The 11,986-nt window shown below is 37.3% G+C and carries 10 protein-coding genes; 3 read left to right on the top strand and 7 right to left on the bottom strand.

What is annotated here, in order from left to right:
* Positions 1-88 precede the first annotated feature (88 nt).
* Positions 89-1,666 (top strand): two-component system sensor histidine kinase NtrB, encoded by a 1,578-nt coding sequence (locus C9J37_RS22305; RefSeq protein ID WP_235617205.1) that lies wholly within the window; start codon positions 89-91, stop codon positions 1,664-1,666.
* 42 nt (positions 1,667-1,708) lie between these two features.
* On the opposite strand, the gene C9J37_RS22300 is transcribed toward C9J37_RS22305, so the two are convergent.
* Complete coding sequence (locus C9J37_RS22300; RefSeq protein WP_107897137.1) at positions 1,709-3,097, bottom strand: aldehyde dehydrogenase; 1,389 nt, start codon at positions 3,095-3,097, stop codon at positions 1,709-1,711.
* A 222-nt stretch (positions 3,098-3,319) separates the two neighbouring features.
* On the opposite strand from C9J37_RS22300, the gene C9J37_RS28490 reads away from it, so the two are divergent.
* Positions 3,320-3,484: a hypothetical protein gene (locus C9J37_RS28490; protein WP_167397396.1), complete on the top strand. Its 165-nt coding sequence runs from the start codon at positions 3,320-3,322 to the stop codon at positions 3,482-3,484.
* Positions 3,485-3,634: 150 nt separating this feature from the next.
* Here the strand turns inward: C9J37_RS28490 and ssuE are convergent, their stop codons facing one another.
* From ssuE to C9J37_RS22270, 6 genes are all read right to left on the bottom strand, one after another.
* A complete protein-coding gene (ssuE, locus tag C9J37_RS22295; RefSeq protein ID WP_107897136.1) occupies positions 3,635-4,168 on the bottom strand; it encodes an NADPH-dependent FMN reductase in 534 nt (177 codons plus the stop codon).
* A gap of 266 nt (positions 4,169-4,434) precedes the next feature.
* On the bottom strand, positions 4,435-5,781 hold the full coding sequence (lpdA, locus tag C9J37_RS22290) for a dihydrolipoyl dehydrogenase (protein ID WP_235617203.1): 1,347 nt from the start codon (positions 5,779-5,781) through the stop codon (positions 4,435-4,437).
* A 212-nt stretch (positions 5,782-5,993) separates the two neighbouring features.
* A complete protein-coding gene (locus C9J37_RS22285; RefSeq protein ID WP_107897135.1) occupies positions 5,994-7,193 on the bottom strand; it encodes a polysaccharide deacetylase family protein in 1,200 nt (399 codons plus the stop codon).
* Positions 7,194-7,369: 176 nt separating this feature from the next.
* Positions 7,370-9,436: a catalase gene (locus C9J37_RS22280; protein WP_107897134.1), complete on the bottom strand. Its 2,067-nt coding sequence runs from the start codon at positions 9,434-9,436 to the stop codon at positions 7,370-7,372.
* Positions 9,437-9,588: 152 nt separating this feature from the next.
* Positions 9,589-10,647, bottom strand: coding sequence for an acyl-CoA dehydrogenase family protein (locus C9J37_RS22275; protein WP_107897133.1), 1,059 nt, complete (start codon positions 10,645-10,647; stop codon positions 9,589-9,591).
* 18 nt (positions 10,648-10,665) lie between these two features.
* Positions 10,666-11,184: a DUF4242 domain-containing protein gene (locus C9J37_RS22270; protein ID WP_107897132.1), complete on the bottom strand. Its 519-nt coding sequence runs from the start codon at positions 11,182-11,184 to the stop codon at positions 10,666-10,668.
* Between the two features lie 282 nt (positions 11,185-11,466).
* On the opposite strand from C9J37_RS22270, the gene C9J37_RS22265 reads away from it, so the two are divergent.
* The coding region (locus C9J37_RS22265) for an RNA-guided endonuclease InsQ/TnpB family protein (RefSeq protein ID WP_153063512.1) at positions 11,467-11,986 on the top strand (520 nt) is incomplete at its 3' end.

Genomic DNA, 11,986 nt, shown 5'->3' with positions numbered 1-11,986 from the left:
TATCTTATCAAAAATCGGCATTTATCGACAACAATGAATCATGTATTATGAGAATATCCTAAAAATTGAGGTGCTAAATTTGCAACAAATGGAATTATTACGTATGCGTAATGAAATTGTTTTGCTATTTTATGTGACAGCGATTTTTGCCTATAGCGTGCTCATTATGCTCAATATTTATAGTAGCCTCGAGGTACTAATTGGTATAATGTTCATTTTGTTTCTACCGTTATTAGCAGGAAAAGTTTTTAACATTAAACCAGTAGCAATGCAGTGGGTAATCATTATATCAGGGAATATGGCTATCCTATATCTTAATATTGTTAGCTTTTCCTTACCTAATTTTATATGCTTTATTTTCTTTATATTATTAATAACGATTTATCAATCGATAAAACTAAATACCCTTATTAGTATTATTTCTTTACTGGAAATTATAGCGCTATCTTGTTATCACCGTATTTCTACTGATTCCATTGGGCATTTTCAGTATATTGAAACCTTTGTTTTCGTTATAGTGCTACTTACAATTATCGGCTGGATTCAATCTCGACATTTACAACACTTTTGGTATCGACTCAATGAAATAAACTCTCAACAAAAACAAGAGTTGCTGTCACAAGAAGCCTATTTGCATTTATTTTTTCAGCATGCAAATGATTGCATCGCGGTTTTTAGTTTAGATAATCGTATTATCGATGTAAACCCTGCCTTTGAAGAAGTATACGGTTGGACAAGAGCAGAATGTGTTGGCAAAGCCATCCCACTCGTTCCTCCAGAAAATGTTTTAGAGGCGGAACAACGCTATGCAAGTTTATTAGAAGGAAAAAGCTTTAAGCTGATAGAAACACAGGATATGCGAAAAGATGGTACGGTTTTTGATGTAGAAATTTCACTTTCACCTATTTATGATCGTACAAACAAAATGATTGCGGTCTCTGCTATTTCACGTGATATATCTTACAAAAAGGTCAATGAACAACTTTTATTACAATCAGAAAAGCTAAAATTGGCAGGTGAAATCGCTGCGGGGGTGGCGCATGAAATCCGCAATCCTATGGCCGTTATCTCTGGTTTTGTACAAATGATGAGTACGGAAAAAGACTCCACATGTTACGCGTATACGGAAATCATTCAATCTGAAATCGAGCGGATTAACTTAATTATTGGCGAATTTTTAGTGCTGTCAAAACCTCATGTCGAACAATTAAAAGTTGTATCAATTGATGAAGTCATCAATAACATTAGCCAATTGTTTCACCTTGAATTTCAAAAACATAACATCACTTTTTCAATGCATATCGTCAGTGATAATAATCGAATCCTTGCTAATGAAAATCAGCTTAAACAAGTATTCATTAATATTATTAAAAATGCCATTGAAGCGATTGAGGCACATACAGCAAATGGAGAAATTATAATTTACATTGCCAAAGATGCTGAAGGTTTGAATATGGTGACGATTACAGATAATGGAGTTGGGATGTCAGAGGCATTGATTAAACGTATATATGAGCCCTTTTATACTACCAAATCCACAGGAACTGGGCTTGGTATGCTCATTACAAACAAGATTATTCAGGAACATGGTGGAACCATTGCAATTGAAAGCAAAATTAACTGTGGAACAACGATTAAAATAAAACTGCCACAAGCAGAAAACTAAAAAGTAGGAGGTGTCTAAAGTCGATAGACACCCCCTACTTTTTTACTTCATAATCGTACGAATAAGCTTAACCTTTTGTCTATATGGCGGAAAAAGAACATTCGTTTCGAGCTTTGAAGATTTTTTTAATATTGATTTTGGATGTGTAAAATTTTCAAAACTAGCCTTGCCATGATACGCATTCACCCCCGAAGGACCAACCCCTCCAAATGGCAAATGCTGATTTCCTACATGGGTTACCGTATCATTTATACAGCCTCCACCAAATGGCAGTTCTTCTAAAAAGTATTGAATAGCTTTTTCATGTTCCGAGAAAAAATATGCCGCTAAAGGCTTAGGAAGTTGACGAATTTGATGAATAGCAAGACGCAAATCATCATATACCATAACAGGCAAAATCGGTCCAAAAAGCTCATCTTGCATTGACGGACTTGACCACTTTACATATTCAATAATGGTTGGCTCAATATATAAGTCATCACGGTCTGTTCGACCACCATATGTAATTGTGTCTCGTTCCTCTACTAAAATTTGTTGAAGTCGATCAAATTGTCTTAAATTCACAATGCGACCGTAATCAGGGCTTTTGAGTGCATTTTTTCCGTAGAAAGAACGAATCGTATCCTTTAACAACTTCATAAATCGATCATAAACGTCTTTATGGACAAGTAAATAGTCTGGCGCTACACAGGTTTGACCAGTATTTGTGAATTTCCCCCATGCTATACGTTTAGCAGCCACTTCCAAATTAGCCGTTTGGTCAACAATTGCTGGGCTTTTGCCACCAAGTTCAAGCGCAATCGGCGTTAATCGTTCAGCTGCGGCTTTTGCCACTACTTTACCGACAGCTACACTGCCAGTAAAGAATATATAGTCAAATGAAGCGTGAATCAGTGCATTCACTTCGTCCTTTTCTCCTTCTACAACACGAATATAGGAAGGCTCGAATGTTTCTTCAATTATTTTCTTCACAATATTGGCGGTATGCACAGACGTTTCCGATGGTTTTACAATAGCCGTATTGCCGCCAATAATTGCGCCAATGAGAGGCTCTATAACTAGCTGAAATGGATAATTAAAAGGCCCGATAATTAATGTGACGCCATAGGGCTCTCGAACAATAAAACTTTTTCCCATTTGAAGTTGAATCGGTGTTTTAACTGTTTCAGGCTTCATCCATTCTTCCAGATTTTTCACCATATAAGAAATACTTTCAAGGACAATACCTATTTCTGTTGCATATGCCTCAAACTCGCTTTTTCTTAAGTCTAAATACAACGCATTCAAAATTTCTTTTTCATACTTTAAAATAGATTTTTTTAGTTTCAATAATTGTTGTTTGCGAAACTTTACATCTTTTGTAGCGCGAGAAAAATAAAACTGGCGCTGCTCTGTAATCATATTTTCAACATCTTGTGGCGTAAAATTCATAAAAAAACACCCCTTTTTTTAAAATGCGATACATAGTTCTGTCTTTTTTGAAACAAACTATCTTTGACTATACGATACAACATTTAAGGTCAAAAATCCTCTTTCTGAAATAGGTGGTGCTGTAAAAAAACAGAAATAGTAACTAAGGATGCCATGTTTTATTTTGAGAATCTCGGGAAATATACAATTACATATTAAACATCGAAACGGGGGCGTAGATAAATGACAACGACAACAGGAACTTGGTGGGAATCCATTTTTTCAGGAGCATTATCGCACGGTATATGTGAAGAGAAATTATTGTTATTACAAGATGAGGCTTTCTTATTTCTTTCTACAACACCGGCGGATAAAGACTCGTTACTGGAAGAACCAGAAATAAATTAATAACAGCTAAATGAAAAAGGACGCCGAACGTAAACCTACTCAGAAGAAGCGGTGATTCCTGTGGGAACCGCACACAATGTAAGATGCAGGCAACAACGGCATAGCAAAACGTGTTAGATTGACTGCAGTCAATCTAACACTTTTTTATCGTTAATTAATCGCTACAATGTTTTGTAATTTATTAAGTTCAGCTTCTAGTCGATTATTTGCATCATCCTCAATGGCAAAGTTCCCATTCTCTAGACGAATAATTTGTTTGTCGATAATATATACGGAATGGGCAATATTTATGGCACCTAATACTGCCAATATAGGCTTAAGAGCATATTCTAACGCTAGTAAATGGCCAATTGAGCCACCCACTGCTATTGGTAAAACTGTTTTCCCAACCAATGCTTTTTGTGGCAATAAATCTAAATAGGTTTTTAAAATGCCTGTGTAAGATGCTTTATAAATCGGTGTTAAAATGACTACAATATCCGCCTCCTCGACCTTTTTATTTTCTGCTATAATAACATCGTTTGCGTAGTTTGCTGTTATTAACGCATCCGCAGGCAGCTCATGTACATAATTTGTGTGTAGTGCTACACTGTGCGCGGTAAAAAAACGTTCAACCTTTTCTTGAATAGCCGTTACACGTGAATTCCTTGTATTGCTACCATTTATAATCACTACATTTGTCATATAGGACACTCCCTTTACCGTGTTTGTAATCAATTAAATCAAAGCTCCGCAATGGACGTTGCACTAAAACAAAGAGGCTTCTATTTACAGTCAACAGGAAAATTGTTGTGTAAATAGAAGCCTCTAGATATCTAGTCAGCATAATTCAATACCAAGTAATCTTATAAATTTAATTTAACACAATATTTTATAAAGTCAATAAACTTTATCGGAATTTAAAAAATAATAAAGAGTTGCACAATAACATGTGGCAACTCTTTATTATGTTATTGATGTATCGCTTTGCCAAATACAGCTTTTGCGGCATCACCAATATGCTCCGATACTGTTGGATGAGGAAATATCATGTCTGCCAATACTTTTACTGTACCTCCAGCATTTTTCGTTGCTAAAATGGCGTTGAGCATTTCAGTCGCACCATCAGCTACCACACACGCTCCTAAAATATGTCCATCCTCTTTCGTTGCAATAAGCTTAACAAAACCTTCTTCATTGCCCTCCATCAACGCTTTTGAGTTAGTGTTAATCGGCAGTTTTGTCACTGTATACGCTTGTTCAACTTGATCTTCTAGCAAGCCGAATGTCGCAATTTCAGGATGTGTATAGACGCAACGAGGAATTAGTGCTTGGTCAATCAACGTGCGTTTTACCCCTAAAATATGGTCTACAACATAGATACCCTCTGCACTAGCAGCATGAGCTAGCTGGTAACCTCCAACTAAGTCACCTATGGCATAAATATGTGGTTGACTCGTTTCATAATGTTTATTTACAGCAATTAATCGACCATCAAAATCAAGTCCAAGCTGCTGGGCAATTTCCGTATTTGGGCGACGCCCTGTGGCAAATAATAAGTGCTCGTATGTATAAATGCCTTTAGATGTATGAATTTCTTTTCCATTAAAATGCTCAAATTGGAAATCGGTAATAAGTTCAATACCGAGTTTTTTCATCTTTTCTCGAATTATTGGTCGAGCATCAGGTTCTTCTGTCTGTAAAATATCTTCACTATGATTCAACATTCTTACTTTCGTCCCGAGTGGTGCCAAGCTAAATGCCATTTCCACTGCAATAACACCACCACCGATAATCGTTAGCTGTTGTGGAAGTTCTTCTATATCGAAAAAAGTATCCGTTGTATAATAAGTTGCGCTTTCTAACCCTTTAAATGGTGGCACAAATGGCTTACTACCAGTTGCTAAAATAATGTCCTTTGCTAAAAAGGTCTCTTGATTAACCGTTACCGTTAAATCGGCAGCAACCGTCGCCTCACCACGATAAAATGTAATGTGATTGCTTACAATAAAGTGTTCAATATTTTCTAAAAGCTCTTGGATAACAGCATTTTTACGCTGCATTAATCGTGGGAAATTCACATTCAAAGCTGGCGTTTCGATGCCCCAATCATTGCCTCGTTGTATCTCCTGCACGAGCTTACTATGTTCTAACATAATTTTCGAAGGAATACAGCCAACATTATAGCAAGCTCCTCCCACTTTATCACGCTCTATTAAAGCTACTTTCATGCCACTTTTAGCTGCATGGATGGCTGCAACGTATCCCCCTGGACCTGCACCAATAATTGCAATATCAAATTGTTTCACTTTTTTCACCTCATTTACCACCTTAACATTTACAAAATTTTAATTCAATTACATATAAATACAAAAATATCGGAACGAGATGAATATCTGGAGTGCAAGACGGTTTACCCGCGAAATACTGTGCAATACCCGCGATTCAAGACGATTTACCCGCGAAATACTGTACTTTACCCGCGATACAAGACGGTTTACCCGCGAAATACTGTAATTTACCCGCGATTCTATTTATTAAAATTAATCCAGAAAACTTCTTTACTTCCGTCTTGCTTTATAAGAATTGTTTTAACAGAATAACCACCAGCTTCGTAATTTGAAATATTTTCTTCTGTTGACATTGCTCGTGCATTCGTGCTTGCTGCCACTCTGTAACTGCCAAAGTTACGCTGAAGTTGACGTTCTCCATTTACCATTTTATAAAGCTCAAAACGCGCTTCTTTAGCATGGAGCTTGCCTTTATTCATATCACTTTTCAACCAAGCTTTTAGCATAACTTTATTTGATGCAACTTTTGCCTCTACTTGAATATCTCGTTGATAATATTGTTGTTCTGCCTGTGATAAATATTTTTGTAAAATCTTTTTTAACTCATTTGCCGATACACGATTGCTAGAGTCGATTCGCTTAATATGGACAGTTCCTTGACCAAATAGATTATAACCACCTTGTGTAGAATAATCGATTGTATAACCCGCTTCTTTCACAGCTTGCTCTGCAATTTGATCATACACACCATATGGATAAGCAAAGGATTTTGGTGCTTTCCCTGTATATTTTTCGATTAATTGATGCGCCTTTGTAACGTCCTCTTGAATGTATCGTCGACGCTCCTCATTTGTAAGGGGCTCTCCATTTTTCTTTTGATTAAGTATCATGGCCTCATGTTTTGCTGTGTCATTTTTACCACGCCAATGTAAGTCATATGTATGGTTGCCGATATGAATTATGCCAGAGTCGGACATTTCCTTAATTTGCTGCCAATTCGCCATTGGTACATTTTTTCTGAAGCCTATTTCTACGTCATTGGCAATAACAAATAATGTTGCTTGCATACCCATTTCTTTTAAAATAGGATACGCTATCTTATAAACGCTTTCATAGCCATCATCTATTGTTAAAAATACAGATTTCTCTGGGATACGACCGTGGCCTTGTAAATAAGCGATAAGCTGATCCTCCGTAATTGTTGTATAGCCGTTATCCTTTAGCATCTTCAGTTGCTCACGAAAGAGCTTTTCTGTAATATTAATATTTGCTATTTCCTTATAATCCCCAAACGAATGATAGTTAATGACCGTAACACCTTTAGCATTACTAGATTCGTAAAATTTTGTCGCCTTTGCTGCAAAAGCCTCATCTGATGTAGCTATGAAGAAGCAGACAAGTACAACAAATAATATTATTATTTCCCTTATGTACTTCATAATATTGGTCCCTCTCTCAAAATATAGTCCATACAAGTATATACGATATAATGAAAGACTGAAAGAGACTAGGACAAAAGAGAAAAAGTGTTAGATTGACCTCAATCAATCTAACACTTTTTTGCTATGCAGTTGTGGCTCGTTACGAGCAGTGGGTTCCCTAAAATGACTTCAAATCAATAAATATTACGTTGCCAAAAACGTTGCTGGGCAATAGCATCGACAAATTTTTTAGCAAACCCTGCATTTCCAGTTGCTAAAACAATACCTGGTCCAACGTTTGCATTCGACATATTAAAAAATGTCGTGCCTGTTGCAGCAATCCCAATTGGTTTGTAATGTCGGTATGCCTCATTAATATAATTGACGATATAGGTGTTAAACTTTGCCTGATTATCTGCTCGAACACCCACAACATACAGGGAGTCAAAAAGTACTGCATCTGTCGTAATAAACGTTTCACTTGCCATTAACTGCACACCATTATTTGCAGTTACGACACCGAGTCTATCCGATATTATGCTATAACGAACCCCTTGCCTTGTTAAATATTTCAGCACTTCCCCAACCTCATTGGCATCAAAGCCATCACCAATCAATACACCGACTTTAAGCGTTTGAGGCAGTTTTACTGTATTTGCCTGACTCAAGGCAGGCGATGATGCCGTAACCTTGGATTGCTCACCTGTTGGTCGATTGACGCCAACATTATCCGCAATCGTTATAGCCATCGCTTTATCAACATGGACAAACATATCCACAACTTGCTGCCGCACCGATTTACTTTTGACCTTGCCTACCTCGAAGCTAAATGCATCGATGATATGCTGTTTTTCAGGAGGCGACATGCTATTCCAAAATAGTCGAGCTTGTGAGAAATGATCGTCGAAGGATTTACTACGCGCTCTTGTAATTCGTCCTTCAACCTTTTGTTCATAATGCACAAATCCTCCTTCTTTTGCTGTAGAGGTTGAAGGCGTATTGCCTGCGAGCGAATTTTTATGATAACTAACCTTGCCCATATTAATCGTCTGGCGACTGAAGCCATTGCGTTGATTATTGTGAATCGGGCAAACGGGTCTATTAATCGGAATCTCAGCAAAGTTCGGTCCACCTAAACGAAGAAGCTGTGTATCAATATATGAAAACAAACGCCCTTGTAGCAGTGGGTCATTCGTAAAATCAATTCCTGGTACTACATTTCCTGGGTGAAAAGCTACTTGCTCTGTTTCCGCAAAAACATTGTCCACATTGCGGTTTAAAGTCATTTTGCCAATTCTTTTTACAGGTACTAGCTCTTCTGGCCATAATTTCGTTGCATCCAAAATATCGAAATCGAATCTAAACTCTTCCTCCGGTTCAATCATCTGGACGCCAAGCTCGTACTCTGGATAATCTCCAATTTCAATTGATTCCCATAAATCTCGTCGTTGAAAATCGGAATCTTTGCCACCAATAATTTGTGCTTCGTCCCAAACAAGTGAATGTACACCTAATACAGGTTTCCAATGAAATTTTACAAATCTTGACCGACCTTTATCATTTACAAAACGGAACGTATGCACACCAAAGCCTTCCATCATCCGAAAACTTCTAGGAATTGCTCGATCAGACATAACCCACATAATCATATGGGCAATTTCTCGATTATTAGCGACAAAATCCCAAAACGTATCATGAGCAGATGCTGCTTGAGGCATATCATTATGAGGTTCAGGTTTTACGGCATGAATTAAATCAGGAAACTTAATCGCATCCTGAATAAAAAACACAGGAATATTATTGCCGACTAAATCATAATTGCCTTCCTCAGTATAAAATTTCGTTGCAAATCCTCGCACATCACGCGCAGTATCCATTGAGCCTAAACTCCCTACTACTGTTGAAAAGCGCACAAATACGGGTATCTTTTTTCCAGGCTCTTGTAAAAATTTTGCTCTCGTATACTCTTTCATCGACTCATATAGCTCAAACTCTCCATGTGCTGCAAAGCCTCTCGCATGCACGACTCTTTCAGGAATCCGCTCGTGGTCAAAATGCGTCATTTTTTCCCGAAAATGAAAATCCTCCATAATGGTCGGCCCACGCACACCGGCTTTTAACGAGTCTTCATCATTGGATACTTTTAATCCCTGATTAGTCGTCATCTTCGTTCCATCATTATTGACACGAAATGCATCTAGTTGTTGATCCTTCACATTTTCGTTTAAATCCTTATTTTGATTTGAATTGGACTTATCCACGCAATCCCCTTTCCTACTATTACTAATTACGCTCTATATTCACTGTATGTTTTTCTGACATAAACATGCTTCGAAAATGATGATAGATGCAATGCACTAAGCGCAAAGAAAAACCTTGGCTAGCTATAATGCTAGTCAAGGTTGATAAATGTCTATTTCGCTACCTTTGCTATCTGCGTCATCTTTTCAAGCTGTCTAACGGTTGGCGTTAAATTCGCTAAGAAATATGCCTCGCGCAGCTTGCGTGATGGTGTACTTCCAGCAATATAGCCCGCAGAACCATTATGTAGCATGTTAGCTTGAACTGCTGCTAATGTTTGATATACGCCTTGCAAGCGAATCTGACAAATTGCTTGTAAAGTAATGTCGCCCGATTGTATTAATGCTTGCAATAATGCTTGTAAATGTTGTAGTTTCTCTTTTAGCTCATCGGCTTGCACCTGCAAATATTCATTGCAGCCATTTTGCTTGGCCTTGACCTTTTCTATGCCTTCAATCGCAGCCGCTACTACTCCAAAGCCAAGCGGAATTTGATACAGTACAAATGTTGGGCGAATACTATCCACGAATGTGCTTGCTTCCTGTGCCACTACGTAGTCATCCCCAACAAAGACGTTATCAAACTTACACGTATACGTAGCACTACCATTTACGCCTAAGAAGTGATTTTTTTCCTTTAGTGTAATACGCTCATGATCCGTATTTACAAAAATCATCACTTCTTGCTCACCGTTATAAGCAATTGCACCAAACCAATGATTGGCTCCTAAGTTTGAAACAGCGGGTAAAACACCATTTATAACATAGCCTCCATCGATGCGTTGTGCTGTTAAATGTAGTTTTTCTAGACCAGCATAATACTTCATCGGATTCGATAGACCCGTTGCACCAAGCACTTCTCCACGTTCAAGTAATGGTAAAATCTTTGCTCGTAATAGTTCATTGTCCGTTTTACGTAAATAAGTTAAAGCTGCAAGGTGGCACCATAGGCAAAATGCAGTTGTCATACAAACTTTCGCCGTCTCTTGTACAATCGTTAGCTCATCTAGTAGTACTGTTTGCTCGTCCTTTTGTGTTGAAGCAAAAAATCCTGCCTTGCCGAGTGCCAATAAAAAATCCTCCGCATAATAAGCTTCCTCATCAATTTTTTTTACAAACGGTTTTAATTTTTCTTCAATCAACGCTTGTAAGACTACTTCATCTACTGCCATGGTTTCCACTCCTATCCTCTACTTATCAGCTAATTCAGTTAACGATGTGATTGGTGTTTGCACTGCCTCACGGGCACGTTTTACAGCGGCTTCATCCGGTGCATCATAGAAGCACAAGCATTTCGTCATATCTTCGCATACATATGTGCGAGAAAAATGTACTTCTGGTACTTCTTCATAATGCACTGAATTTTTCTTTTTACGTGCTAAATATTGATCCATTGTGATTTCTGCAGGTATTTCCCATTCAACTAAATAGTTCACGACTTCTTGATTTGTTTTAACCTCATCAAGCTCTTTTCCAACTAGACGAACTTCTTTTACTAAATCTGTTTGAATGTTTTGCGCAGTTAGTGCGCTTGTGGCTTGCACTTCTTCATTCGCTTCCAAGATAAAGTATGCACGGCTAAAATCCTTCGCCACTTGTACTTCAATTACAGTTACAGCTTGTGCTTGCCCTACACGCTCTACTAGTGCTGCAAATTGCTCTTTGTTTGATACTTCACTTACTGTTGATTCTACTAAAAATAAACCCATAGTAAATACCTCCGAATAGTTTGTTTTTTTCTTTATGTTAGTTATTTTATTATACTCACTTAATAAAAACAACTGAATTTACTAAAAATTATAATTTGTGCTACACTACTGCTTGGAGGGATGACTCAGTTGAAATAAATTTATTCAAATGTATAAAACTATCGTTATTTTTTATAGTTATTACAGTGTAATCTTATTGAGGTGATTACTTTTGAAGTACTACGTAATAGAGAAATTTGCATATAACATAGGCAAAACAGTTCAAAAGGGAGCTACTTGAGGATGATACTGGCAAAGAAAGTTAGATTGTACCCAAGTGAATCACAAGAACAAAAGTTGTGGCAATCAGTAGGAACAGCGAGATTTATTTACAATTGGACATTGGCAAAACAGGAAGAAAATCATAAAAATGGCGGTAAATTTATAGCTGATGCAGTTCTTAGGAAAGAATTGACTCAACTAAAGAAAACAGAGCTGAATTGGCTGAATGAAGTATCGAACAATGTAGCCAAACAGGCGGTTAAAGATGCCTGTGATGCTTACACAAAATTTTTCAAAGGACTAGCAAATAAACCCGTCTTTAAAAGCAGAAAAAAGAGCAAGAAGTCTTTCTATAATGACAATGTAAAGTTAAAAGTCAAAGATGGAAAGATGGTGCTTATTGAAAAAATTGGCTGGATAAAAACGAATGAGCAACTGCCTAGTGGTGTTAAATATAGAAATCCTAGAATTAGTTATGACAATAAGTATTGGTACTTATCAGTAGGATTAGAGCAAGAAAAAATACAAGAAGAACTAACAG

Origin of the sequence: Lysinibacillus mangiferihumi (genome assembly GCF_003049665.1) — a bacterium.
Taxonomy (GTDB): domain Bacteria; phylum Bacillota; class Bacilli; order Bacillales_A; family Planococcaceae; genus Lysinibacillus; species Lysinibacillus mangiferihumi.
This window is presented reverse-complemented; position numbering and strand designations above follow the sequence as displayed.

What these genes read in the sequence shown, in the direction of transcription:
- C9J37_RS22270 (WP_107897132.1), bottom strand. Translation starts at nt 11,184, where the DNA reads ATGGGTTTATTTTTAGTAGAATCAACAGTAAGTGAAGTATCAAACAAA.
- C9J37_RS22285 (WP_107897135.1), bottom strand. Translation starts at nt 7,193, where the DNA reads ATGAAGTACATAAGGGAAATAATAATATTATTTGTTGTACTTGTCTGC.
- C9J37_RS22275 (WP_107897133.1), bottom strand. Translation starts at nt 10,647, where the DNA reads ATGGCAGTAGATGAAGTAGTCTTACAAGCGTTGATTGAAGAAAAATTA.
- C9J37_RS22305 (WP_235617205.1), top strand. Translation starts at nt 89, where the DNA reads ATGGAATTATTACGTATGCGTAATGAAATTGTTTTGCTATTTTATGTG.
- C9J37_RS28490 (WP_167397396.1), top strand. Translation starts at nt 3,320, where the DNA reads ATGACAACGACAACAGGAACTTGGTGGGAATCCATTTTTTCAGGAGCA.
- C9J37_RS22300 (WP_107897137.1), bottom strand. Translation starts at nt 3,097, where the DNA reads ATGAATTTTACGCCACAAGATGTTGAAAATATGATTACAGAGCAGCGC.
- ssuE (WP_107897136.1), bottom strand. Translation starts at nt 4,168, where the DNA reads ATGACAAATGTAGTGATTATAAATGGTAGCAATACAAGGAATTCACGT.